Here is a 24,593-nt window from a genome sequence, read left to right as displayed (position 1 = left end):
CTTTTATTGATTAAACTTCCATTTTACGAAGGCTTCCATAGCTTCATAATTTGCTAATCCCAACTGGTGGTAATTAATGGCAGTTTCCCTGTTCCTCTCCTGCGCCCTCATCCAGAATTCCCGCTCGTCATCACCAGGAAATACCGGCCTGTCCTTCTGAGATTGATGCTGAAAAATGGCATTTTTCTTACGTTCTACTTCCATAGGAGAAAGCGGAACGGCCATTTCGATCTCATGCGTCTCAAACTCATGCCATGCACCTCTGTACATCCACAACCAGGCTTTTCTTGCCCATTCCTCGGTTTTTCTAAGTTGTTCCATTGCCGCCACTACAATATTAAAACAAACCAGATGTGTTCCATGAGGATCGGCAAAATCGCCGGCAGCAAAGATCTGATGAGGTTTGATCTTTTGAAGCAGCTCCACGGTAAGTTCCACATCGCGATCTGTAATGGGGTTTTTAACAGTTTTTCCGGTTTCATAGAACGGCAGTGCCATGAAATGGATATTTTTATCCTGCAGGCCAGCATAACGGGCGCCGGCAATAGCTTCGGTTTTTCTGATAAATGCTTTTACATTTCGTACTTCGGGAAGATCAATTTCATTAGGCTCTTTCTTCTGAATGAAAGCTCTCATTTCTTCATAAGTTCTTTCCAGTTTTGAAACATCTTCCCCAATACTTTTATTAAAATCAATGGCAAATTCTACATATCGCAACACGTCGGTATCCCATACAGCCGTATTCCCGGAAGTTTGGTATGCTACATGCACATCATGCCCCTGGTCTACCAGGCGAATAAATGTTCCCCCCATGGAAATCACATCATCATCGGGGTGAGGAGAAAATATTAGAGCTCGTTTTCGCGCAGGTTCTGCACGTTCGGGACGCTGAGAATCATCGGCATTGGGTTTTCCCCCCGGCCAGCCGGTGATGCTGTGCTGCAGCTGGTTAAAAACCTCAATGTTTATATCATAAGCGGGACCTTTTTCGGTCGCGAGCTGGGCCATTCCATTGTTGTTGTAATCTTCATCGGTAAGTTTCAGAATAGGCTTATTTACTGTTCTGGAGAGCCAGATTACCGCCTTTTTTATAAGCGCCTCATCCCAAATACAATCCTTCACAAGCCAGGGAGTATTAAACCTGGTAAGTTCTGAAGCAGCATCTGCGTCGAGTACGAATTCTGTATTTTCTGAAAGTTGCAGGTAAGTAGCAGGAACTTCTCCCGAAATTTCTCCTTCTACCGCCTTTTTAATAATGGAAGCTTTCTTGGTATTCCAGGCCATTAAAATAATTTCTCGAGCCTTGAAAATGGTACCAATTCCCATGGTGATGGCTTTGGTGGGAACATTTTCCTTCCCGCCAAAATCTCTGGACGCATCACGCCTGGTAAGATCATCAAGGGTTACCAGCCTGGTTCCCGAATTGGGAGCCGAACCCGGTTCGTTAAACCCAATATGTCCTGTTCTTCCTATTCCCAGTACCTGCAGGTCTAATCCACCCAACGCGCCTATTTTGTTTTCATAAGCAATACAATATTCGGCGATTTTCTCCTTTTCGAGTGTACCATCAGGAATATGGATATTTTCTTTCTTAATATCAATATGATCAAAAAGATGCTCATGCATGAAGGTCACATAACTCTGTTTTGACTTGGGATTCATGGGGTAATACTCGTCCAGGTTGAAGGTCACCACATTCGCAAAGCTAAGTCCCTCTTCTTTATGCTGCCTCACAAGTTCCCCGTATACTTCAACAGGGGTAGCTCCCGTAGCCAGGCCAAGTACTGCAGTCTCTCCCTGCGCCCGTTTTCTTTTAATAAGTTCTGCAATACGGTTTGCTACCGTTTTAGAAGCAATGTGCTGATTTTCATAAACGGTTACAGGTACTTTTTCAAAACGAGTTTCTTCGAGAAGGTTTAATCTTGCCATTTTATATGCAAATATTTTGGTGGTTAAAAATGTATTATTATTAATTGGCGCCGGCCAGTCTTAATTGGTTTTCAAAAATGTTTTCCATTACCGTGGCTATAGAACCCAGCAATACAGAATCCTCACCAAGTGTGGACAGGGAGATGGTTGTTTTTTCCCTTAACTGAGCCATGCAATAAGTATTTATGGACTGTTGAATTGGGGTGGTGATAAATTGTTTTGCTTCGGCAAATTTCCCTTCCAGGATGATAAGTTCAGGATTGAAAAGCTGAATAAGAATTGCAATACCTTTCCCCAGGTTAATACCTACTTTAGATAAGATATTAATGGCAAATTGATCTCCTCTATTGGCAGCTTCAATCACCGTTTGCGGTTGTATTCGTTCAATTTCTTTTTCAGATAATTGGCTTAAGACAGAACTTTCACCTGCTTTAATTCCTTCTTTGGCCATTCGTGCCAGTGCCATTCCTGAAGCAACAGTTTCAAGGCAGCCTCGCTTTCCACAGTGACACAAGAGCCCATCATCTATTAAAGGTATATGCCCAAATTCTCCCGCAAAACCTGAAGAACCCTGTTGTACCTTACCTTCTATGATAATCCCAAGTCCAATACCCCAATCCATGGAAATTACAAGCACATTCTTTTTCTGACTGGCCTGCCCAAAATTAAATTCGGCTAAACAGGCACTTTTTGCATCATTTAATATATAGACCGGTTTATTGAATTTCCTTTTTAACACCTGCTCAAGGGGTTCAGATTCTTCCTCTTTTATGAAATAAGTAAAGTTTTTACCTTCCCTCGAAGAAACCAGACCGGGCATACTTATTCCAATTCCCAGCAGGTTGTTTTCATCTATCCCCGATTCTTTTATCAGCTTGTTTGTAGTATCATACAAATGGTCTACGATACTTCCTTCTTCCTCAATCTTGAAAGGAATGTCTGCATACTCGGCAATTTTGTTGTTGTTGTTATCGAAAAATGCCATTTTTATCTTGAATCTTTCCAGTTGTATTCCTACAACATAAAAGCTTTTCTCCTGGAGCTGGTAAAGATCTGGTTTTCGCCCGCCGGCAGACTTTCCATGACCGTCCTTTTTAATCCAATCCTCTTCAATAAGCTGGTTTAGCAGTCTTATGGATGTTGGGGAACTTATATTAAATGTCTCACAAATTTCGGTATTGGTTTGGGGGCCTTGGAAATAGAGGTTTTGTAGTATTTTTATCTTTTGAAGCTGTTTTTTACGCTCCACATTGCTGGATTTTTCCAGTTGGTCCTTTTCAGTTAATAACTTCAGGTTTTTCATATTAGTTTAAAGAATATATGATCAAAAAATTCTGAATATAGAATATTTGATTTAAAAATAGAACAAAAATACAATCTCCCGGCGATCTTTCATAAAAGTTTTATTAAAGATATTACTTTTGATTAAAATTTATATTTTTATCCTGGTAAGAATCTTCGAATGTTTAGGTATGTGAAACATTCAGTTAATTGAATTTATGATATGACTGTAAAAACTGCTGCAGCATTTGCTGTTGCTCCTCAAAATCGAGAGCGGTATCTTTCTCTGGATGTATTAAGAGGCTTAACCATTGCTTTGATGATCCTTGTGAATACCCCCGGAAGCTGGAGTACTATCTACGCTCCTTTTAAACATGCCGCATGGCATGGCTTTACAATCACCGATCTTGTTTTTCCCACTTTTCTATTCGTAGTAGGAAATGCCATGAGCTTTAGTATGAAAAAGTTCAGCAAGCAGCGAGATGCTGTCTTTCTTAAAAAGGTGTTTAAAAGAACCTTTCTTATTTTTATAATTGGCTTGTTATTAAATGCTTTTCCCTTCTTTTATCGTTCAGAGGGAGAATTAGTGTTAAAAGATTTCACTTCCCTGCGAATTATGGGAGTTTTGCAGCGCATTGCACTGTGTTATCTTTTTGCGTCACTTATTATAAAATATTTGCGACTTAAAGGTGCGGTTATTGCCAGTGCAATTTTATTGCTCGGGTATTGGGCGATCATGTACTTCTTTGGCGATCCCGGTGCTCCTTACAGCCTGGAAGGAAATGCGGCTTTAAAATTTGATCATCTCATATTCTCTCCTGAAAACCTCTACCGGGGTTTCGGAATTGCTTTTGATCCTGAAGGTCTTCTAAGCACCTTACCGGCAATAGTCAATGTCATTGCAGGATATCTTGCGGGTGTTTACATACAACAATCACGCACTAATTTAAGAACTGTGCTGTTTCTGGTAGCCGGTGGAATTACCTTTGTTCTCCTTGGACAAATCTGGGATCTTGCCTTTCCAATAAATAAACCTGTCTGGACCAGTTCGTATGTTTTGCTTACCGTGGGCTGGGACCTGGTGCTAATTGGAAGCCTCATTTGGTTCATAGAAATCGCCAACGTGAAAAAATGGACTTATTTTTTTGAAGTCTTCGGAAGAAATCCCTTGTTTATTTATGTAATGTCTGGCGGAATCGTAATGTTAATGGCAATAATTGTGATTGGCGAAACGAGCCTAAAAAGCTGGTTATATCAAAACTTGTTTTTAAACTGGTTGACAGATTATAATGCTTCGCTGCTGTTCGCCGTTACATACGTGTTCCTATTATGGCTTTTGGGCTACTGGATGGATCGCAAAAAGATATATATCAAAGTATAAAACCTCCTTTATAGGATAACCCAACGAAATTTTATAAGTTTTAAATACTCCAATAATGAAATACAAAAACGCTTTATTTTTATTGCTTCTCGCCCTAACCGGGGTACTGTCGCTTCAGGCACAGGAAAATACTTCTGAAAAACCCCCTTTTCAGAAGTATGAGAACAGCGCCTGGGTAGATTCGGTCATGACAACCCTTACTCCAGACGAACGAATTGCGCAGCTAATCATGGTAGCCGCTTACTCTAATCGCGGTGAAGATCATAAACAGGAAATCTTAAAGCTTATTAAAGAGCAAAAAATAGGCGGACTCATATTTTTCCAGGGAGATCCTGCCACACAGGTTCAACTTATGAACGAATATCAAGAGGCTTCAAAAATGCCACTTTTGGGTGCTATTGATGCAGAATGGGGGCTGGGAATGCGCCTAGACAATACGATTAGCTATCCTTTCCAAATGGCCTTAGGTGCTATTCAGGATGAGCAGCTCATTTATCAAATGGGTGCCGAGGTGGCAAAACAAATTAAACGAGCAGGGCTACACCTCAACTTTGCACCGGTCGTAGATGTGAATAACAACCCAAATAATCCTGTAATCAACTACAGGTCTTTTGGAGAGGACAAATACAACGTTGCAAGAAAATCTATTGCTTACATGAAGGGTATGCAAGATTCCTTTTTGCTTACTACAGCAAAACATTTCCCCGGTCATGGAGACACAGATACAGATTCTCATTATGCCCTTCCGCAAATCAACCATTCGCTTGCGCGCTTAGATTCCCTGGAATTATATCCTTTTAAAAAGGTGCTGGAAGCGGGGATTGGTGGCGTAATGGTGGCGCACCTGGATATTCCGGCACTCGATTCTACCGGGGTTCCGTCCACTTTATCTAAACCAATTATTACCGATCTCCTAAAAGAAAAGCTGGGCTTTGAAGGGTTGATCGTGACAGATGCTATGAACATGAAAGGCGTAACTGCTGGTAACCTTCCGGGAGTTGTTGATAAAGACGCCATTCTTGCCGGGAATGATCTCCTTGAGTTTACCGAAGATGTGCCAACAGCCATTTCTGAAATAAGAAAAGCCATTAACCAGGGGCTTATAAGTCAGGCGGAAATTGACCGGCGGGTTCGAAAGATCCTGGCCGTAAAACAATGGGTAGGATTAAATAACTACCAGCCTGTGCCTTCAAAGAACATCCTCAATGAGCTAAACACTCCTGAAGCACTATTGCTCAACAGGAAACTTGTCGCGGCTTCCCTTACGGTGCTTAAAAATGACAATAAGATTTTGCCGGTAAAAGATCTTTATCCGCGCAAGATCGCATCGGTTTCCTTTGGCGCAGAAAAGAAGACAGATTTTCAGAAGACTTTGAGTTTATACACCGAAGTTGCACATTTTCAGGTTCCGGTAGATGCCAGCCAGGCTGAAGTGGATAAAATCAAGAATAATCTGAAGAAGTTTGATCTTGTGATTGGTGGTATTCATGATTACAGCAAATATCCTCGTAATAACCTGAAGCTTTCTAAAGCAGCGCAAGAACTCATTGCGGAGCTCTCAGAAGAAAGAAAGGCAATTTTTGCCCTTTTTAAGAACCCTTATGTACTCAACAAGATCAAAAATATTGAGAAAGCTGATGGTCTTATTGTGGCATATCAGGATTCCAAAAATACACAGGAACTGGCAGCGCAGCTTATTTTCGGCGGAATCAGTGCGAATGGAAAACTTCCCGTGAGCGTTGGTAAGAAATTTAAAGCAGGAGAAGGAACGACTGTGCAGGGAGGAATACGCTTTAGTTATACGCTGCCCGAAGAAGTGGGGATGGATTCTCAAATCCTCAACAAGCGCATTGATTCCTTAATGAACCAGGCAATAACGATGAAAGCCACTCCGGGAGGGCAAATCCTTGTGGCAAAAGATCAAAAAGTAATCTTTCATAAGGCTTACGGGGAACACGTGTATCATGATACCATCATGGTTGAGAAAGAGGATCTTTACGACCTCGCTTCGGTAACGAAGATTACTGCTTCCATGGCTGCTTTGATGAAATTGTATGACGAAGATAAATTCAACCTGGATGGTACGCTGGCAGATCATCTTCCGAAGTTTAGAAGGTCGAACAAGGCCGATATTCCTTTTACAGACATTCTAACGCACCAGGCAAGATTCCAGCCCTGGATCCCATTTTGGAGAAACACGCGCAGGGATAACGGGAGTTACCGGTGGTGGACCATCAAGAAAGATTCCTCTGCCAGGTATCCCATAAAGATTTCAGAAGATATGTACCTGCACCGCAATTATCCCGATAAAATAGTAAAAGCAATCAGGAAGTCTTCGCTAAGGGATAAGAAGGAATATGTATATTCCGATTTTTTTTTCATTCTCGCACCACGGGTGGTGGAAAGCAGGACAGAAGAAGATTTCCCCACCTATCTTGAGGAGAATTTTTACGGGCCACTGGGAGCCACCAGTGTAGGTTTTAATCCAGATTATCCAAAAAGCCAAATCGTTCCTACAGAAAGTGATTTTCTTTTTAGGCGGGAATTAATTCATGGAACGGTACATGATGAAGGTGCGATCATGCTGGGCGGAGTCTCAGGCCATGCAGGTTTGTTTGCAAATGCCAATGACCTGGCGAAAGTGCTGCAAATGTACCTCAACATGGGTGAATATGGTGGCAGGCGATATATTGAAGAAGAAACCCTGGAAAAATTTACGCGGCGCACCTTTCCTGATTCTGAAAATTACCGCGCCCTGGGTTTTGACAAGCGTCGCCCCAACAGCCAGGGAGTTGTTAATAATACGGCCCGTGATGCAAGTCAGGTGAGTTTTGGCCATACCGGCTTTACGGGGATCATGGTGTGGATGGATCCCGAAGTAGACCTTCTTTATGTCTTCCTGTCTAACCGGGTTTCTCCCACACGTGACAACCACCGTCTCTACCGTTTAGATACCCGCACAAATATTCAACAGGTGCTGTATGATTCCCTGAAAAAAGATGCTGAAAAAGCAGCCTCGGAAATGGCGCTGAAAAAGAGTTGAATTTCTGCCATTTTTGGATCTTCTGCTTAGGAAATTTCTTAGATTTTTCCTTTCAAATATACGATGCCCAGAGGATTTAAGGCTGGCATTATAATTTTGATGTTTTTGAAGAAATGCTATATTTGCTTGATTTTGTTATTCTTATCAAGCCAACTAACCATAGCATTCCATGATAAAATATTACCGCCCCCTTCTTATAGGTCTTAGTTTATTATCTTCTGCAGCAGCTATCGCTCAAAATTCTGTGACAGGAAAGATCGTTGACAAAGCCAGTAATCCCGTGCCTTATGCAAACGTCATTTTGCTGAATGCACAGGATTCCGTGAGCGTTTATAAAGGTGCGGTTTCTGAAGAATCTGGTGTTTTCAGGTTTTCGGAAATAGAGAAAAATGACTATTTATTAAAAATAAGTTTTGTAGGTTTTGAAGATTATCTTCGGAAGATAAACGTTTCCAAAGATGAGGATCTTGGGGAATTCATGCTTTCCGAAAACGTTTCCAATCTTGGTGAAGTTGACATTAGGGTTAAAAATCCAACCGTGAAAAGGGAGGTAGACAGGCTGGTTTTCAATGTGGCTAATACCAGTCTTTCCAGCGGAAATTCATGGGATATCCTGCGAAAAACTCCAGGCGTTATCGCTACAAACGGAACGCTTCAGGTAAGGAACCAGGGCGTGCAGGTTTATATCAATGACCGTAAAGTTTATTTAACAGCTTCAGAATTAAGAGATCTTCTTGAGAGTTATGCCGCAGAAAACATCGAATCGGTTGAGGTGATCATGAACCCTCCCGCGCGCTATGATGCCGAAGGTGGAGCCATCTTGAATATTGTCACTTCCAAAGGCATTTCCATAGGATATAAAGGAAGTGTAGATGCAGCCTGGACACAGGCGATCTTTCCAAAATACAATCTTGGAACCAGCCATTATTATAAAACCGACAAACTGAATCTTTTTGCAAATTATAGTTTTAGTCCGCGCAAGGAATTTAAGGAAGATGAGAGCTTTATCAATTTTATGGACGAAGACGAGGAAGTTTTTTCGCGTTGGGAAACAGATTTTGAACGTACTACCAGATCCAACGCTCATAATGCAAACATCATTTTAGATTATGAACTTGACGAAAAAAATACGCTGAACTTTTCTTCAAATGTGCTTTACTCTCCAAACAAGACCTTCAAAAATGAGGTTTTTACAGATATTCCTACCCAACTGAATATGCCATACAGCGATTTGTTGACGAACAGCAGCCTTGGCGAAGACCAGGTGAATTTTGCGGCAGATCTTGAATTTCGGCATAAAATGGATAAAGAAGGAGCCGAAATTTCAGCACGTGGACATTTTACAAGGTATGAACAGGACCGGCAGCAGGATGTAGCAACCAATTATTATACTGGCGGCGGCGACCTCTTCTCGACCTATGCTTTTTCTACAGCTGCACAACAGGAGATCAATATTTATGTGGGCCAAATAGATTATGTAACACCTTTGGGAAGTACAAATTTCGAAGCCGGTGTTAAGACATCTATTATAAATTCCTTAAGCGGGATTGACTATTTTGATGTGATGGGAAGCGAGGAAACCTATAACTCTCAGCTTTCTGACCAGTTTTCTTATGATGAAAAAATTTTCGCAGGATATCTAAGTTTCGCCAAAGACTGGGATGTGTGGAGCATGAAAGGCGGACTTCGCGGAGAGTTCACCGATAGAACCGGTTTTTCTGAAGCTATGCAGCAGGAAGATAACCGTGATTATTTTGAATTGTTTCCCACTTTTTACCTGCAGCACCGTATTTCCAACAATCACAGCCTTACATTTGATTACAGCCGAAGAATTCAAAGGCCACGATATGAAAGCTTAAACCCTTTCAGGTATTTTCTTACCGAATATAATTTTAATGCAGGAAACCCCGATCTTGGAGCGGCAATAAGTAATAATTTCAACCTCAACTACAGCCTTAAAAATGCCTATTTCTTTGATCTTTATTACAGAGATAACGGGCCATCTGTAAGCGTGCTGAGTTTTCAGGATAATGAAAATACGGTCCTTCGCAACGTGAACGTTAATTTGTTGGAAAGCTTTTCTTATGGGCTGGATATCACCCACGGAAGGTCGCTTACAGATTTTTGGTATACCTATGCCTATGTTTCTCTTTTTCACGAAGAGCAAACCTTTCTTGCGCTTGAAAGTAACAATGCCGAAGTCTCAAATGAGATCGACGGTTTCTTCGGAATGTGGTCCAACAGCTTTACCCTCTCAAAAGACGGGACATTTTCAGGAGATCTAACGCTTACCTATATTTCTGACTGGCTTACGGGATCTTATTATCTTGATCCCATGACCACGCTTTCCTTTGGCGTGAGAAAAACACTGTGGAATAACAGGGCAGAGGTCACGTTGCATGTGGAAGACGCGCTTAACGAAACCAATACCTGGATGCGTGCAGATTATCTCAACCAGGACAACGGCTTTTTTGCCCGTCCAGAATCGAGGTATGTGCGGGTTGGCTTCAAGTATAACTTTGGAAACTTCAGGTTGAGCGATAATGAGCGCAGCATCGAGGCCGCAGAAAGAGACCGACTATAAGCTTCCAAAAATGTGCTTTTTTGATATCTTTCTGAAAAGCTTCTGAAATACAAGAACCTTTTCATCATTTTTCAGAAAATGCTAAATCTTGAAAATCATTAAAATTTCGTATTTTTGCCACCTGAAAAACAGGAGTTTTGGCTAAAATAGGAAACATAGATGTAGGAGAATTTCCATTGTTGCTTGCACCAATGGAAGATGTGAGCGATCCGCCTTTTCGCGCCTTGTGCAAAGAGCAGGGAGCCGATGTGGTGTATACTGAATTCATTTCTTCGGAAGGGCTTATTCGCGACGCTGCAAAAAGCGTGATGAAACTTGATATTTACGAGAAGGAACGCCCTGTGGGTATCCAGATCTTTGGAGCCAACCTTGATTCTATGCTGCAGTCTGTTGAGATTGTGGAAAAATCAGGGCCAGATATTATTGATATCAATTTTGGCTGTCCCGTAAAAAAGGTCGTTTCTAAAGGCGCGGGAGCGGGAATACTAAAGGATATTCCGCTCATGGTTTCTTTGACCGAGGCCATGGTGAAGCACACCAAATTACCTGTTACTGTAAAGACCCGGCTTGGCTGGGATAATGATTCCATAAAAATTGTTGAGGTAGCCGAACGTCTTCAGGATGTTGGCGCCAGCGCCATTTCCATTCACGGGCGCACCAGGGTGCAAATGTATAAAGGAGAAGCCAACTGGAAGCCGATTGCTGAAGTAAAGAACAATCCGCGAATGCATATTCCCGTTTTTGGAAACGGAGACGTTGACAGTCCAGAAAAAGCGATGGAAATGCGTGACAAATTCGGACTGGACGGCGCGATGATTGGCCGTGCCAGTATTGGTTATCCCTGGTTCTTTAGAGAAGTAAAGCATTACTTCGAAACCGGAAAACATCTTGCCCCTCCTACCATGGAAGAACGTCTTGATGCCGCCCGCCGTCATTTGCAAATGGCGATCGACTGGAAAGGGGAGAAATTAGGGGTTTTTGAAACCCGAAGACATTATACCAATTATTTTAAAGGAATTCCGCACTTCAAAGAATACCGCCAAAAGATGGTTACCAGCGATGATGCTGCAGATGTTTTTGCCGCCTTTGATGAGGTAGAAAAAGAATTCGCGGGTTACGAGTTTGCTTAGGCGTTCAATGCTTTCTTACTCTGGCTTGCTGCCACATAAGAAGCAATAACTCCCAGTGCAGAAATAGTTAAGATCACTACCAGGATATTTTCCCAGGTGATGCTTACCGGGTACGGCAGGCTTGGCGTGATCATCACTAGATCAAACTGCAGCTGCAAGTATACAAGTAGGATCGAAAAGATAAGCCCTAAAGATCCGCCGAGCAAAGTCATAAAAACTCCCTGCCCAAAAAAGATGTTTTTGATCTGGTTTGGAGTAGCGCCCAGGCTGTGCAGGGTTTTAATATTTTCTCTTTTATCAAGGATCACCATAATAATAGAACCCACCACGTTAAAAAGCGCAATGATAAGGACGAGTGTAAAGATGAGGTACACCGCGAGATTTTCTGTATTCAGCATTTTGTAGAGCGCGTCGTTCAATTGTGCTCTGTTCCTAATTTTCACCGGGGAATTGAGAGCAGCCTGTACAGCCTCTTTCACTTCTGAAGCATCTGCGCCGGGTGCAAGCTTGATTTCTATGGCCGTGATCTGGTTTTCTTCCAGAGACAGCAGGTTTCTGGCAAAATCCAGCGAAGAAAAGATGAATTTATTATCAAGTTCTTCGTTGACGCTAAAGATTCCGGAGGCTACGGTGTATTCAGAATTAAAAGCATCTGTAGGGGAAAGCACCTGTCCCGTTCCCGGTTTGGGAACCATGATCTGCAACAGGTTTTGATAATCAAAGCGGCCAATAGAAAGTTCCCTGGAAATACTATTTCCCAGTACTACCTGTTGCTCACCTTCGGCAAACCAGGTACCAAAGACCATCATGCTGTCCAGCTGGTTCACCTTCCGGTAGTTTTGATCTACCCCTTTTATAAATGCAGTTTTGTTCTTATTCCTGAATTCGAGAAAAACACGTTCTTCCACGACTTCGGAATATTCGGCAATACCCGTAACTTCAGCAAAAGCTGCGCGTTCTTCAGAAGAAAAATCAAAGAATTTACCGGTTTCAGGAAATACTTTTAGATCGGGGTCGAACTTATTGGAAAAAGATAAGCTGAAATCTTTTAAACCCGCAAAGCCCGAAAGTACAATGAATAGTGAAAAAGCCCCTGCGAACACGCCTATGGCAGCAATGATCGTAATAATGTTGATCGCGTTCCTGCTGCTTTTGGAGAACAAATACCTCCTGGCGATGTAAAAGGGGAAATTCAAGTGTTAAGATTTTTTCCGACGAGAAAGAAGGTCCCGCTGTTCTATAGGGTTTTCTTCGCCTTTAAGAGATTTGTCTATCTTCTCGATGTATTCCAGGGAATCATCAATATAGAAAAGCAGCTCGGGCATTCTTCTAAGCTGGTTACGGGTACGTTGTGCCAGCTCGTGTCTGATCTTTGGTTTTAAAAGGTTAAGTTCCTTTAAGATCTCCTCTGCATTCTTAGAAGGAAATACGCTTAAATAGGCTTTTGCCTGGCCAAGATCACTCGTGACCTTCACTTTAGAAACCGAAATCAATATTCCTGTCACTCCTGCATCTCGTAAATGGGCCTGAAGGATCTCTGCCAGGTCCTCCTGCAATACTCCTCCAATTTTTTTCTGTCTGTTCGTTTCCATAGGGCAAAAATAACATTTTTAAATGTCATTATTCTTAAATTCGTCACAGGATAGCTTTTAGCTCTTCGTCGTGGCGGTTTTGGAAAGAAAGTTAATGGAGAATAGCTAAAAGTTCATTTTTTAGAAGATAAAATAATTGATATGAAAAAGATAGAACATATAGGCATTGCCGTTAAAAACCTGAAAGAAGCTAACAAAACTTATGAAGCATTACTGAATACTTCCTGCTATAAAACTGAAGCCGTGGAAAGTGAAGGCGTTGAAACGGCATTTTTCAGGACGGGGGAAAGCAAGATCGAGCTGCTGGCAGCTACTAACGAAGATAGTCCCATTGCAAAGTTTATCAATAAAAAAGGAGAAGGCATTCATCATATTGCTTTTGCCGTAGATGACATAAAAGCAGAAATAAACCGACTGAAAGAGGAAGGATTCGTGGTATTGAATGAAGAACCCAAAAAAGGAGCCGATAATAAGCTGGTGGCTTTCCTGCATCCAAAGTCCTCTAAAGGGGTTTTGGTGGAACTGTGCCAGGAAGCCCCTCCACAGCCCTCCCCAAAGGGGAGGGGGATTGGATCTTAATTTTACCCAAGACTTGTTTCAGAATCTTATGAATGCTAGCTGATCTTATTGAAGTTTAACCTGCTTAAAATTTTAAGTTGTTGGGTGCAAAACAAATAGCAGTAAAAAACGCCCTTTTTGAATGGTATGGACTCTGACGACACCTAAAAAATAAAAAGAAATTGTTTGCGGTGTAAAATAGATTTATCTAAATTTGCGCCCTCTCAACACCATTGAGCCGGTCCTATAGCTCAGCTGGTTAGAGCACCTGACTCATAATCAGGTGGTCCCTGGTTCGAGTCCAGGTGGGACCACTAGTAAAATCAAGCCTTTCACGATGTGAGAGGCTTTTTTTATTCCTTGGGACTAACATAGGATCAACATATTTCTTTTTCTTTTCTTTTCTTTCTGTTTCAGTGTGTATTTTTAAATTATGGAAAGTACACAAGAGGGACCTCTGCATTTTATTAAGCTTTATCTGCAGACAGGCTTGTATGAAAGCCTAAAACTGTTTTATGAACAGGGTAAAGAACTAGGAGAAATTGTAGAAATCAATAAAGAAAAATTAGAAATAGTTGTTAAAGATGCTTCTGGGCTGCTGACTTTCTCTTTTGAAGATGTTGTAGAACGCGAAATGAAAACTTTGGCAATGTATGCGGAAAGACAGCTAGAAAACAAACTTGAATCCAAATTTGAAGAGGGAACTGAACAGCAATATGTTGAGTTTCTCCTGAAACAACTGGATAGATGCCGAACATTCCCCTCCTATAGCGCATTTCCTTATCTAGAAAAATATTTGACTCAGATCCAACAGGTAATAGAGCACTATTCTACTGGACCTGCAGAAAATCTTCTTAATCTAGGATCAACCACTTCTTTTGATTTCATTGCGGCAAATACTGATCAAAAACTAGAAAAATTAGAAAAGCTCTACACTCTCTTGACCACCTCTCCTCCTCTGGTAAGATGCGAAAAAGAGGAATTCCTTCTGGCTTTTTCAGGAGGGACTGTAGAAGAAGGGATTCATTGGCTTGTAATAGGCAAAAACAATCTTACTAGTAAAAGGTCTCTCCTGTACTTTCTTGACTTATTAATTGGCAAAAGCTATCTACCTAGTGTTGATCATTTACATCTTTCCGAAAAAATATTATATGTCTTTAGAGATGTCAACGGAAGAGTATTTAAAAATGTGAAACAGTCAAAATCAAGTTGGACGGAAAGTAAAAGACCAACTGAAGGAAGCCGTATAGAATCAATTATTGAACAGCTTTAAAAATACCTTTACCCAAAAATTCAGCTATTGTAAAGTTATAGTAAAGATATCTCCTAAACTCTTCGTTGTTATTTCGCATTGTTAATAATCGGAACCTTTTCTTGGATCAAACCAATGGTTTCTTAAAACATAAACAATGAAGAATGTACTCACCGAAATTCGAGACTTGCTAGCCAGCCTTGTCTATTTTCAGAAAGAAACACTGAGCTTTAATGAGGCTGTCAAATATTTAGATGTTTCAGCTTCCTATCTCTACAAGTGTACTTCCCAGGGAAGAATTACACACTTTAAACCTAATAATAAACTTATTTATTTCAAGCGACAAGATCTTGATACTTTTCTGCAAAGAAATAAGTTTGTTGGAGATGAAGGTTTAGCTAAGAGAGGAGGCTATTGTGAATAATCCATTGATAAGCGATGATGTCTACCAGAATCTACCTCCTATACTTAAGAAATTGACAGACAATTTTGAAAGGAGGGAAAAAGATATTGTACTTCTATCTTCCTTAGGTGCCTTAAGCAGTTCTCTTCCCAACGTGTATGGCATGTATGATGGAAAAATCGTTTTTTCTAATTTGTATATCATGATAATAGCCCCACCGGCATCTGGTAAGGGCGTAATGACTTTTGCTCGAGACTTATTAAAACCAATTCATGATAAAGTGTATGGTGAAAGTAAGACCGAAATTGAAGAATGTCATGAAGTTGGAAAGCAAAATAAAAAGAAAAGAAAGAAGCCAGCTGCAGCACTTGAAGGTTCTTGTCCTCCAATTGTGACTAAAATAATTCCCGGCAACATTAGCTCCGCCGAAATGTATCCTACGATTAAAAATGCACATTATGGGGGTATTATAATAGAGTCAGAAGCAGATACTTTATCTCTTATGCTCAATCAGGATTGGGGTAACTTTTCTGATGTTCTGCGCAAGGCCTTTCATCATGAACCAATTTCTATCAGCAGAAAAATGGAGAATTTATATATGGAGATAGATGCACCACAATTATCCTTGGTAGTTTCTGGCACTCCAGATCAGCTTCAGCCATTAGTGAAATCTAAAGATAATGGCTTATTCAGCAGGATGATATTTTACACTTTTGAAGAGGTCAATGACTGGAAAGATGTTTTCAAAAAAGAAAATAGGAATCTCAAAAGTATCTTTCAGTCGACAGGGATTGAAATATTTAAGTTGTATGGTCAATTAGCCGATTTAGAAACACCGGTGGAATTTAAGTTGACCAGGGAGCAGGAGGATCATTTTAATAGTGAAATGAGTAGAATCTACGATGTAGTTGTAGAGGGGCATCCCCAATTTTTTACCTCAAATGTAAAAAGACATGGATTAATTCTTTTCCGGATATGCATGATCTTTTCTGCCTTTCGCAAAGGAAATGAGGTGCTAGCAAACTCTGTTCTAGCCTGTAGTGATGAAGATTTTAATACTGCATTAATTTTAACAAAGCAGTTGCTTCACCACGCTGATGCTGTTTCTCAAAGTGTAACCACGGGATCTTTAACTGAAATTGAAGAGGAGCTTCTCTTTGGATTAAAGGAAAGTTTTACAAGGGAAGAAGCTTTAATTAAAGCTAAAGAATTGGGTATGCCAACAAGAACGGTAGATGAGAAGTTGAAAAAATGGAGAGAGCTCAAATTCCTTAAGAGAGTTTCCCAAGGAAGGTATAAAAGAATTTTAGGATAAAACTCAGAGAACCTGCAATACCTGCAGTTTCTGCAAAATCAGCAAATTTTCAAAAGAATTATTAATAGTAGGAACCTGCTACAGGATCTCCTATGCCAAAAATTAAGTTATGCATTCAGTAAAGATAGTTATAAGAAAGAAGAAATTAAAGGATGGCAAGTATCCTGTAATGCTCCGTATTACAAAGAATAGAAGAACCAAATTACTTCATATGGGTCTACGCACCTGGAAAAATGACTTTAACGAAGATAAGGGAGAGTTCTTAAGGAGCTATCCTAATTACAGAAAAAGAAATATTTTTCTTGCTAATCAGAAATTATATGCAGAAAAAATCATAGATGATTTTTTGGAAAAAGGCAAGGTATTCACCGTTGAGGATATAGCCAGCGCAATGGCCGATGGAGACAATAGTGAAATAGATGTCTGGACCTTCTTCAAGCAAAGGGTGGATCACCTTCAGAGGTCTGATAAAATGGGAACAGCTAAGGCATATGAGGAAACAAATGCAGCTTTAAAGAAGTTCCATTCAGGATCATTGAATTTTAAAGATGTTAATGTGCAGTTTTTAGAAAGATTTGAGTTGTACATGAGAAATAGAGGAAATCAGGAGGGAGGGATCGCCTTTAAAATGAGACACTTGAGAGCTGTCTATAATGAAGCTATTCTCAAGGATGTTGTTGAGCAGAATTTCTATCCGTTCAAGAAATATCGTATTTCTAAACTGAAACGAAAAGAGAATAAAATAGCCCTTTCAATTTCAGAACTTAAAGCTTTTGAAAATGCAGATCTTTCTGAGAATCCTCATTTAATTGAATCTCACCATTATTTCGTCTTTTCCTTTTACTGCAGAGGGATGAATTTTGCAGATATGGCTTTCTTAAAATGGAGTGACGTCAGAAATAATAAAATTACCTACTCCAGACAAAAAACTCAGAAGCTTTTCGTTATTGAAATCTTACCACCAGTTGAAAAGATTCTAAAATATTTTAAGGAGCAAAAGAGTACCTCACCTTATGTTTTTCCTATTTTTCTCAAGGAGGGAATGAGTGCAAAGCAGATTGCTAATAGGAGGCACAAAGTTCTAAGCAGGTACAATCGAAGATTGAATGAGATAGCTTCATTAGTAGGCCTCGATAGAAGAATCAGTTCGTATGTGGCAAGGCATTCCTATGCGACAATTATGATGCACAAAGGAGCTTCTGTTGAGGTAATTTCAGAAGCTTTAGGACACTCGAATGTGCAGATTACCACTTCTTATTTGAAAAGGTTTGATAACAAGAGAATCGATAACGAACATAAAAAACTTTTAGACTTATGATAATTCAACACCAGGAAGCAGATAGATACAGAAAGATCCGTGGATTTGAATACGGCAAAGAATACAGTATGGATGAGGTTGCAGATAAATTGGGGTTTACCAACGGTACTGCGAAGGTTCTTTTTTATTCCAATTTGATCAAACACGGTATAATTACTCCTGAACTTAAGCCTTCTTATTTATCTTTTATGGCTGGTTTGATTCAGTGGCCTAAAGCAGGAAAAGAAGAGAATACAGTAACTTATTCAGGAACAATTATCATAGGCGATCTCTTAGAAGCATATGAAGCTTTACCTCCAAAATCGTAATCCATAATTATTAATAAACAATTAAAAAGGAGGTGGATATAAATCTGCCTCTTTTCATTTTTACCTGAAAAGGACTTCAATAATAACTTAAATATAATACAGTATGAAATTAAGAAAATCAAGCAGGAGACAAGCCAAAATAAAAATGGCACTTCAAGGACCAGCGGGAAGTGGGAAAACCTATAGTTCCTTACTAATAGCAAAAGGGCTTCTGAATGGCAGATTTGAAAAAGTAGCAGTGATTGACAGTGAAAAAGGCAGTAGTGATCTATACGCTGATCTCGGAAACTATAATGTACTTGCTCTTGATGACTACAGCCCCGAAAAGTACATTCAGGCAATCGATTTATGCGAAAAGGAGGGAATGGAGGTAATAATTATTGATTCTATTACTCATGCCTGGGAATTTCTCTTGGATTATCACGGATCTCTTTCAGGAAACTCTTTCACAAATTGGAACAAAATTACACCCCGACAAAGGGCTTTTGTCGAAAGAATCTTGAATAGCAGCTGCCATGTCATAGCTACTATGAGAACGAAACAGGATTATGTGCTGAATCAGAAAGATGGGAAGTATGTTCCAGAGAAAGTAGGGCTGAAAGCAGTTCAAAGAGATGGTGTAGAATATGAATTTACAGTTATACTTGATTTAGACATTAAACATTTTGCTTCTTCAAGTAAGGACAGAACAGGTTTGTTCATGGATAAACCAGAATTTAAGATTACTCCAGGAGTCGGAAAACAGATTTACGACTGGTGTAATTCAGGAGCAGATGTGGATAATATGAAAAACCAGATTAAGAACTGTAACTCCCATAAAGAGCTGAATGAATTATATGTGAAATTCTCTGATTATGCAGATGTTCTAAATGTGAATTTTGTTGAACAGCAGAATTTGATTAAAAGAAAAAGTTTAACCAACCTTCAAAATGTAAGTAAAAATGGAACTACAAGTAGCCAATAACAGACAACTATCCCAAACGGAAAATTATTCCAGTACCTCCTCTCCACTCCCCGGTACCAGGGAGAGAAAGGGAAACAAATCGGCTCCCTTTATAGAGGCTAACACAAGTGATGTTAGCCTTATACATTTAAAGGAGGATTGTATCATTCCTGTATTTGCAAAAGATAATGAGCAAACATTAGCTCACCAGGAATTTATAGATGTTGCTTTAGAGTGTGCGTCAAATTTATTCCCGAATGAGGATATTGATAATCCTGAGGTGAGAGTAAGCCATCAAATTAAAGGTAGAACTCCAGATGCAATTCATATTCCAGCCAAGGAATTAATGAACCATCAGAAGACTATCTACTATGAGCGCATGGCTTTTCTGGTTAGAATTCCAAGTGTAACCAGTACCATCAGCGGCAATGAACTATCTCTATCTATAGGAGGTGTAAGAGCTTACAATAGAGAAAATCTCTTTAGTAAAAAGAAAATGGAAAGCTTCAAGTTCTTCATTGGCTTTCAGAATATGGTTTGTTGTAACATGTGTATTTCTACGGATGGATATCTGGGGGAAGTTAAAGCTTCCTCTCACCAGGAATTAAAAAGAATTATGCTGCAGGCCATTCAGACCTATAGCATAGAAGATCATTTACAAGGGATGAAAAGGTTGACAGAAGAGAGCTTGACTGAAGAACAGTTCGCTCAACTTTTAGGGAAGGCCAGACTTTACAACTATATACCAAAAGAAGAAAAGTCTCAACTTCCGCAGTTGTTGCTTAATGAGAGTAATTTTACAACAGTCGCTAAAGATTATTACCAGAATGAGAGCTTCTGTAAAGATGCTTCTGGGAATATCAGCTTATGGAATGCTTATAATCTGCTTACAGGAGCTAATAAGAGCAGCTATATTGACACTTTCCTTGATAGGGGAGAAAATGCCTATGCTTTTGCAAAAGGCATCTCAAAAGCAATCAATGGTGATTCTCAATACCGTTGGTTTTTGAGTTGAGGTATGCGCTCATCTAAATATGGTGAGCGCTACTTTTTCATCGAAATTTAGTAGACTAAATAAGTTAAAATTTTCTTTTTTTTTCTACATTTGCCGCCTGTTTAAAAAAATGTTCCTAAATTAGGAATCAGGAAACCGTCTATAAACCAAGCCTATGTATCTTGCTCAAACATTGAATTCTCAAGATTTGCAAGCTCCTTTATACATTACACTGCTGGAAAATTTAATTGATGACACCAATTTGCCTGCAAAAGAAAATGTTGATAGAGCTATAGTAAATGCTCGAGAGGTTGCTCTGAATAAAAAAGATATTTATTCTATAGATCATAAGCATTATTACTTTATTTCTACTCTTTTGATAAACTATTTTGAAGGATTAAAGAGGTTAAATGGAAATAATTTCTCTTCACAAATATATTCAGAAATTTTAGATGCTTTGAAATAGTTTTAATGGATGTATCAGCCATTGAATTGCAGCTCAGACAAGTAGATGTTGCCTTTTCTAAAAGCAGGATAAATGTATATTCTGATAAGAAAAAGGAACAACATTATAATGAGCTATATGACCTATTTTGCGCTATAGACCAAGCTCCCAAAAGTGGTTTGATCTCAGAGAATGAATTGAATATCCATTTTCAGATATTAAATTATATTCTAAATGGACTTGAATATCTCGATAGTAGCACTTTAAATAATATTCCTTTTGAAATTGTTTCTTGTTTAGAATATGTTCTTGATGAGTGGATAGTTGATAAAAACTTCATTATTGTAACATCCTTATCAAATCGACACCTTGAATATTTGTTCAGTACATATTTTAATGCTGAATTATTCTCTTCCCTAAACGAGTTCATTAAAGAGAAGTATAATTTAAGCATAACAAATAGATTAATAAGAATCACATTACCAAAATCCCTAAGTCGTGATTATTTAGCAAGCATGGTTTTATATCACGAGCTTGGGCATTTCATTGATAGCGAATTAGCAGTAAGCACTAAATTTATTGCGAAAAAATATGGGTTTGATAAAATAAACGATCATATAAGTGAATTTAAACATACGAAAGAGTATTTCGCTGATATTTTTGCTGCTCAATATATAAATGATGCTTCTAATTATTTCCTGGAAAGGATAACTCCGAATGGAGCAGATCTAGATAATTATTCACATCCATCCTTAACCAAGAGAAAGAATACCGTTGAGGGCTTTTTGGAAGGAACAAATATTCATATATTAAAGGAGTTTAATAATATTTTAAAGTATTCCGAAAATACCACATTAAAAAGACGGCATAAATTAATTGATGAAGAGCTATCTTGTTTTAATAAATTAATTCCGGAAAATATTGAATCAAAAGAGGAGCTTCATTCTGTGTTTAAACTTGCGTGGGATATTTGGTTAAATTCGGATAATAATTTTCTTAAGAATTTTTCCTCTAAGGAAAAATATAATGTTATAAATAATCTGGTAGAGAAAACTATTTCAAATTATACAATATTAGAAAAGTGGAACTAATAAAGCGATTATTTAATAAGGAAAAATCTAATATGGTATATGGTTTAATTTCTAAGAAAGAATTAGAACTACTTATAGAGAACGAAGAATTGACTATAGTCCCTTTACTTGAATCTAATCAAATTGGAGCTATTAGTATTGATTTTAGAGTAGGAATAGATTTTCTGGCTCTTAACCAAGGCAGAGATGAATTTATTGATACGACTGATAACTCACATTTTAAACGACCAATTAAGGGACATTTTTCTGATTCAAGAAGGAGGTTAGGAGAATCATTTCTATTACATCCTGGTCAAACGATTTTATTTTCAACCTTAGAATACTTGAAATTGCCTGAAAATGTTTATGCCGATTTATCACTACGTAGTTCTTATGCTAGGTTAGGCTTAACATTATCTACCTTTATTCAACCCGGTTACGTTGGTTGTGCATCCGTAGAATTAGTTAATGGTAGTAATACCACAATCAAAATACTATCAGGAGCAAGAATTATACAAGCACGTTTTTATCGAATACAGAATTCTGAGGAGTATTTTAAAAATAAAAGAAAGTATAGCTGTCAGGTAAGACCTGTTTCCTCAAAAGCGAATGAAGATAAGGAATTAAAAAAATTGAAAGATCTTTTTGATTAATTAATCTATAATTTTCCCATCACCCCAATTTTTCCTTTAGATGTGAAAATGTTTTCCAACTTTTTTCTAAGATACCATATATATTTAATTATAAACAAAAACCTCATCTATTGCTCTTGTAAATGCTGTATATTTTGAATTATAATAGGTTTTTGATTGAGGATACCAATTTGATATATATAGCTTTTTCCATTCACCACCTTGCGCTTTATGAATTGTAATAGAATATCCATATAACGCTCTAATAGCACCCAGAAAAGGATCTTCCATTGCGTTCCCATTTTCCCGATACTTTTTATTTTGAATTTTACGGGTTTGATGAAGGGCTTTTTCTTTCTTCTTCCCTAGGCCTCTTGGTTCCTCTAAAGTATCAAGTAAGATATAATCTTTTACTATAAACTTTTCATTATTTATATTTTTAGCCTCTAAGATGATTTTTACAAATTCCAAACCTTCAATTGTTTCAGTACTATCCAGGTCAATCTCTTTTACAATAACATGGTCGCCATTATAAAGAGTGTATTCAGGCTTTTTTAAGGTTCGGTTAATAATTAACAATTCTCCGGGAACAATCTTTTCCGGTGGATTATCGAATAAAATGGAGCGTACATTTCTATTAAATTGCAGATTTTTACTGTGACTATAGGCAATAGCTGTACAGTAATCATGACCTTTTTCTGCAAAATCGACTGCATAATTGTATTCAGCTAATACTTGACCATTTTCTTTAAAAAAATGCCGAGTTCTTAGATCATTACATTTTCCTTCAATGACACCCTTTATGTTTTCAATATGCTTATATATAGAACTATCGTTATCCTGTCTTTTAACCTCTTGAAGTTTATAAGAATTTCCAGAAAGATTATAGTGGTTTTTAATAAAGTCTTCGGATAAGGCAGCTGAGAATTCTTCTTTAACTGGTGGTAATTGATTTTTGTCCCCAACAAATATTATTTTATTTAAGTCATTTCCCTGTTTGGCAAAGTAGATAAGATCATCTAGTAAACAGTTTCCACCTTCAAATAAGCTTTCTTGGTCTGATATGGATTTTGAAGATACCATTGAAGCTTCGTCAACAATAAAAATTGTATAGGAAGTTGATTCATTATCCTTAAGATTGAATCTAATGGTGCCTTCTTCAGGATCAGTAGCAACATTATATATTAAAGAGTGGATGGTAGAACAGGGTACATTAGCTTTTGAAGCTAATATCCTGGCAGCTCTTCCAGTTGGAGCAGCAATATTGTAATTTATTTCTTTTTGCCCGAGAAATGATATACACACCGACATAAGCAAAGTTTTACCGGTTCCCGCTGATCCATTAATAATGAAAAAATCTTCTGTACTGTTGGTAAAGAATTCTTCAAGTGCAATTAATACATTTTTCTGATCTCCAGTTGGGGTGAACGGGAATAGCTCTAAAATTGACTTCTTATCTGATGTATCCATAGATATAATTTGATTCCATTTATACCCCAAACTATGTGGGTTAGTGGGTGAGTTCCTCTCTTCTGGTTTGAACAAATAATTTGAGAATGCCAGGATAATAAATCTTATAAGTTCTATCTGCCACAGTTTAAAAAGGACTTTCCCCTTTTTCCATAAATACAGTACCGACTCTTCTGTATTGGACTTTTTTCCCGTTTACACAGAGAACATAGTTTCCGTTACCTTTCTGCTCTGAAATTTTCATAAGAATTACTTCCTCGGGCTTTACATCCAGGTCTACAGCCACGTGCTTTTTTAGATCTGCAACAGTAGCATCTCCTCTTTTTAGCCATCTTTGAATTCCTTTGTCACCTTTAGGTTCTTCAAAATTTTCCGGTAATTTACAATCGGCATCAGAAGAAGAGGTGTTATTATTAGGTTTTGGTGTGGGATCTAAAAACTGCCAGGTGTGATCCTCTTTAAGCAGAACCTCCCTCCCGTCATTAGTAGTGGCAATAATTGTTTGTGCTTGTGTTGCAAATGGCAAGGCCAATAAAACAATAAGTAGTAATTTTTTCATGATATAATTCATTATAGTTAAAGATAAATTCTATTCTTTTTTATAAACAGTTGCTGGGCTATACCCGTTAGTCACCTCCATATAACATTCTGTTCCATACCCGGCATATCCAAAGTAGAAGTCGAATGTGATAAAAATGTCTGTCCCTTTAACTTCATAGGTGTCGCCAGGACCATCAGTAAGCTCTATTTCATAGATACCGCTGTCAAGTTCTGTTTCAACCAGGATGTATTCAATTTCATCTCCTTCGTCGTCTAAAGTGCCATAATCCACCTCTATTTTTTTGTAGATCTTATCGACGGAGAAATCTTCCAGCTCTTCCAAAGATTGGGCAGAGCAGATTGTTGAAATGAAGAGAAAAGCAGTTAGTAAAACTATTCTCATAT

At 38.6% G+C, this 24,593-nt stretch carries 22 protein-coding genes and 1 tRNA gene; 16 read left to right on the top strand and 7 right to left on the bottom strand.

Features of this window, described 5'->3' with window-relative positions:
- Positions 1-3: 3 nt before the first annotated feature.
- Positions 4-1,929: a glucosamine-6-phosphate deaminase gene (gene nagB, locus ACOV1Q_RS01945; protein WP_424492753.1), complete on the bottom strand. Its 1,926-nt coding sequence runs from the start codon at positions 1,927-1,929 to the stop codon at positions 4-6.
- A gap of 40 nt (positions 1,930-1,969) precedes the next feature.
- Complete coding sequence (locus ACOV1Q_RS01940) at positions 1,970-3,232, bottom strand: ROK family protein (protein ID WP_424492752.1); 1,263 nt, start codon at positions 3,230-3,232, stop codon at positions 1,970-1,972.
- Between the two features lie 201 nt (positions 3,233-3,433).
- Between ACOV1Q_RS01940 and ACOV1Q_RS01935 the strand changes: the two genes are divergently transcribed.
- The 4 genes from ACOV1Q_RS01935 (at position 3,434) to dusB (ending at position 11,348) form a co-directional block, all read left to right on the top strand.
- Complete coding sequence (locus ACOV1Q_RS01935; protein WP_424492751.1) at positions 3,434-4,591, top strand: acyltransferase family protein; 1,158 nt, start codon at positions 3,434-3,436, stop codon at positions 4,589-4,591.
- 55 nt (positions 4,592-4,646) lie between these two features.
- Entirely contained in the window at positions 4,647-7,634 is a 2,988-nt protein-coding gene (locus tag ACOV1Q_RS01930) for a serine hydrolase domain-containing protein (RefSeq protein WP_424492750.1), read from the top strand.
- 169 nt (positions 7,635-7,803) lie between these two features.
- Entirely contained in the window at positions 7,804-10,218 is a 2,415-nt protein-coding gene (locus ACOV1Q_RS01925; RefSeq protein WP_424492749.1) for an outer membrane beta-barrel protein, read from the top strand.
- 137 nt (positions 10,219-10,355) lie between these two features.
- Positions 10,356-11,348 (top strand): tRNA dihydrouridine synthase DusB, encoded by a 993-nt coding sequence (gene dusB, locus ACOV1Q_RS01920; protein ID WP_424492748.1) that lies wholly within the window; start codon positions 10,356-10,358, stop codon positions 11,346-11,348.
- On the opposite strand, the gene ACOV1Q_RS01915 is transcribed toward dusB, so the two are convergent.
- The gene (locus tag ACOV1Q_RS01915) at positions 11,345-12,544 is read right to left on the bottom strand and encodes an ABC transporter permease (RefSeq protein ID WP_424492746.1); all 1,200 of its coding nucleotides are present in this window, start codon (positions 12,542-12,544) and stop codon (positions 11,345-11,347) included. The genes dusB and ACOV1Q_RS01915 overlap by 4 nt on opposite strands.
- A gap of 3 nt (positions 12,545-12,547) precedes the next feature.
- Positions 12,548-12,940 (bottom strand): 30S ribosome-binding factor RbfA, encoded by a 393-nt coding sequence (gene rbfA / locus ACOV1Q_RS01910; protein ID WP_424492745.1) that lies wholly within the window; start codon positions 12,938-12,940, stop codon positions 12,548-12,550.
- Between the two features lie 141 nt (positions 12,941-13,081).
- Between rbfA and mce the strand changes: the two genes are divergently transcribed.
- The 12 genes from mce to dcd all read left to right on the top strand — a co-directional run bounded on the left by mce (position 13,082) and on the right by dcd (position 22,199).
- Positions 13,082-13,519 (top strand): methylmalonyl-CoA epimerase, encoded by a 438-nt coding sequence (gene mce, locus ACOV1Q_RS01905; RefSeq protein WP_424492744.1) that lies wholly within the window; start codon positions 13,082-13,084, stop codon positions 13,517-13,519.
- A 219-nt stretch (positions 13,520-13,738) separates the two neighbouring features.
- Positions 13,739-13,812: transfer RNA gene (locus tag ACOV1Q_RS01900), tRNA-Ile, on the top strand.
- Between the two features lie 119 nt (positions 13,813-13,931).
- The gene (locus ACOV1Q_RS01895; RefSeq protein ID WP_424492743.1) at positions 13,932-14,771 is read left to right on the top strand and encodes a hypothetical protein; all 840 of its coding nucleotides are present in this window, start codon (positions 13,932-13,934) and stop codon (positions 14,769-14,771) included.
- Positions 14,772-14,907: 136 nt separating this feature from the next.
- Entirely contained in the window at positions 14,908-15,174 is a 267-nt protein-coding gene (locus tag ACOV1Q_RS01890; RefSeq protein WP_424492742.1) for a helix-turn-helix domain-containing protein, read from the top strand.
- Positions 15,167-16,468, top strand: a complete 1,302-nt coding sequence (locus tag ACOV1Q_RS01885) for a DUF3987 domain-containing protein (protein WP_424492741.1) — start codon at positions 15,167-15,169, stop codon at positions 16,466-16,468. The genes ACOV1Q_RS01890 and ACOV1Q_RS01885 overlap by 8 nt, the downstream gene beginning before the upstream one ends.
- 109 nt (positions 16,469-16,577) lie before the next feature.
- Positions 16,578-17,786: a phage integrase SAM-like domain-containing protein gene (locus ACOV1Q_RS01880; RefSeq protein ID WP_424492740.1), complete on the top strand. Its 1,209-nt coding sequence runs from the start codon at positions 16,578-16,580 to the stop codon at positions 17,784-17,786.
- Entirely contained in the window at positions 17,783-18,094 is a 312-nt protein-coding gene (locus ACOV1Q_RS01875; RefSeq protein ID WP_424492739.1) for a hypothetical protein, read from the top strand. The genes ACOV1Q_RS01880 and ACOV1Q_RS01875 overlap by 4 nt, the downstream gene beginning before the upstream one ends.
- Positions 18,095-18,197: 103 nt before the next feature.
- Positions 18,198-19,058 (top strand): ATP-binding protein, encoded by an 861-nt coding sequence (locus ACOV1Q_RS01870; RefSeq protein WP_424492738.1) that lies wholly within the window; start codon positions 18,198-18,200, stop codon positions 19,056-19,058.
- Positions 19,036-20,052, top strand: coding sequence for a DUF3871 family protein (locus ACOV1Q_RS01865; protein WP_424492737.1), 1,017 nt, complete (start codon positions 19,036-19,038; stop codon positions 20,050-20,052). Before ACOV1Q_RS01870 ends, ACOV1Q_RS01865 begins: the two co-directional genes overlap by 23 nt.
- A 154-nt stretch (positions 20,053-20,206) precedes the next feature.
- Entirely contained in the window at positions 20,207-20,497 is a 291-nt protein-coding gene (locus tag ACOV1Q_RS01860) for a hypothetical protein (protein ID WP_424492736.1), read from the top strand.
- 5 nt (positions 20,498-20,502) lie between these two features.
- Positions 20,503-21,567, top strand: a complete 1,065-nt coding sequence (locus ACOV1Q_RS01855) for a hypothetical protein (protein WP_424492735.1) — start codon at positions 20,503-20,505, stop codon at positions 21,565-21,567.
- Positions 21,558-22,199 (top strand): dCTP deaminase, encoded by a 642-nt coding sequence (gene dcd, locus ACOV1Q_RS01850; RefSeq protein WP_424492734.1) that lies wholly within the window; start codon positions 21,558-21,560, stop codon positions 22,197-22,199. Before ACOV1Q_RS01855 ends, dcd begins: the two co-directional genes overlap by 10 nt.
- An 84-nt stretch (positions 22,200-22,283) precedes the next feature.
- On the opposite strand, the gene ACOV1Q_RS01845 is transcribed toward dcd, so the two are convergent.
- The 3 genes from ACOV1Q_RS01845 to ACOV1Q_RS01835 form a co-directional block, all read right to left on the bottom strand.
- Positions 22,284-23,648 carry an ATP-dependent DNA helicase gene (locus ACOV1Q_RS01845; protein ID WP_424492733.1) on the bottom strand — a complete coding sequence of 455 codons (1,365 nt, stop codon included), beginning with the start codon at positions 23,646-23,648 and terminating at the stop codon, positions 22,284-22,286.
- Between the two features lie 127 nt (positions 23,649-23,775).
- On the bottom strand, positions 23,776-24,207 hold the full coding sequence (locus tag ACOV1Q_RS01840; RefSeq protein ID WP_424492732.1) for a DUF3157 family protein: 432 nt from the start codon (positions 24,205-24,207) through the stop codon (positions 23,776-23,778).
- Positions 24,208-24,237: 30 nt separating this feature from the next.
- The gene (locus tag ACOV1Q_RS01835; RefSeq protein WP_424492731.1) at positions 24,238-24,591 is read right to left on the bottom strand and encodes a hypothetical protein; all 354 of its coding nucleotides are present in this window, start codon (positions 24,589-24,591) and stop codon (positions 24,238-24,240) included.
- Positions 24,592-24,593 lie beyond the last annotated feature (2 nt).

Source organism: Salinimicrobium maris, from assembly GCF_049680855.1.
Taxonomy (GTDB): Bacteria; Bacteroidota; Bacteroidia; order Flavobacteriales; family Flavobacteriaceae; genus Salinimicrobium.
The sequence above is the reverse complement of the archived record's forward strand: the minus strand, read 5'-3'. Positions and strand labels throughout refer to the sequence as shown.

What these genes read in the sequence shown, in the direction of transcription:
- mce (WP_424492744.1), top strand. Translation starts at nt 13,082, where the DNA reads ATGAAAAAGATAGAACATATAGGCATTGCCGTTAAAAACCTGAAAGAA.
- ACOV1Q_RS01895 (WP_424492743.1), top strand. Translation starts at nt 13,932, where the DNA reads ATGGAAAGTACACAAGAGGGACCTCTGCATTTTATTAAGCTTTATCTG.
- ACOV1Q_RS01940 (WP_424492752.1), bottom strand. Translation starts at nt 3,232, where the DNA reads ATGAAAAACCTGAAGTTATTAACTGAAAAGGACCAACTGGAAAAATCC.
- ACOV1Q_RS01880 (WP_424492740.1), top strand. Translation starts at nt 16,578, where the DNA reads ATGCATTCAGTAAAGATAGTTATAAGAAAGAAGAAATTAAAGGATGGC.
- ACOV1Q_RS01835 (WP_424492731.1), bottom strand. Translation starts at nt 24,591, where the DNA reads ATGAGAATAGTTTTACTAACTGCTTTTCTCTTCATTTCAACAATCTGC.
- ACOV1Q_RS01855 (WP_424492735.1), top strand. Translation starts at nt 20,503, where the DNA reads ATGGATGTATCAGCCATTGAATTGCAGCTCAGACAAGTAGATGTTGCC.
- ACOV1Q_RS01840 (WP_424492732.1), bottom strand. Translation starts at nt 24,207, where the DNA reads ATGAAAAAATTACTACTTATTGTTTTATTGGCCTTGCCATTTGCAACA.
- ACOV1Q_RS01870 (WP_424492738.1), top strand. Translation starts at nt 18,198, where the DNA reads ATGAAATTAAGAAAATCAAGCAGGAGACAAGCCAAAATAAAAATGGCA.
- ACOV1Q_RS01865 (WP_424492737.1), top strand. Translation starts at nt 19,036, where the DNA reads ATGGAACTACAAGTAGCCAATAACAGACAACTATCCCAAACGGAAAAT.
- ACOV1Q_RS01935 (WP_424492751.1), top strand. Translation starts at nt 3,434, where the DNA reads ATGACTGTAAAAACTGCTGCAGCATTTGCTGTTGCTCCTCAAAATCGA.
- ACOV1Q_RS01925 (WP_424492749.1), top strand. Translation starts at nt 7,804, where the DNA reads ATGATAAAATATTACCGCCCCCTTCTTATAGGTCTTAGTTTATTATCT.
- rbfA (WP_424492745.1), bottom strand. Translation starts at nt 12,940, where the DNA reads ATGGAAACGAACAGACAGAAAAAAATTGGAGGAGTATTGCAGGAGGAC.
- ACOV1Q_RS01890 (WP_424492742.1), top strand. Translation starts at nt 14,908, where the DNA reads ATGAAGAATGTACTCACCGAAATTCGAGACTTGCTAGCCAGCCTTGTC.
- nagB (WP_424492753.1), bottom strand. Translation starts at nt 1,929, where the DNA reads ATGGCAAGATTAAACCTTCTCGAAGAAACTCGTTTTGAAAAAGTACCT.
- ACOV1Q_RS01875 (WP_424492739.1), top strand. Translation starts at nt 17,783, where the DNA reads ATGATAATTCAACACCAGGAAGCAGATAGATACAGAAAGATCCGTGGA.
- ACOV1Q_RS01845 (WP_424492733.1), bottom strand. Translation starts at nt 23,648, where the DNA reads ATGGATACATCAGATAAGAAGTCAATTTTAGAGCTATTCCCGTTCACC.
- ACOV1Q_RS01930 (WP_424492750.1), top strand. Translation starts at nt 4,647, where the DNA reads ATGAAATACAAAAACGCTTTATTTTTATTGCTTCTCGCCCTAACCGGG.
- ACOV1Q_RS01860 (WP_424492736.1), top strand. Translation starts at nt 20,207, where the DNA reads ATGTATCTTGCTCAAACATTGAATTCTCAAGATTTGCAAGCTCCTTTA.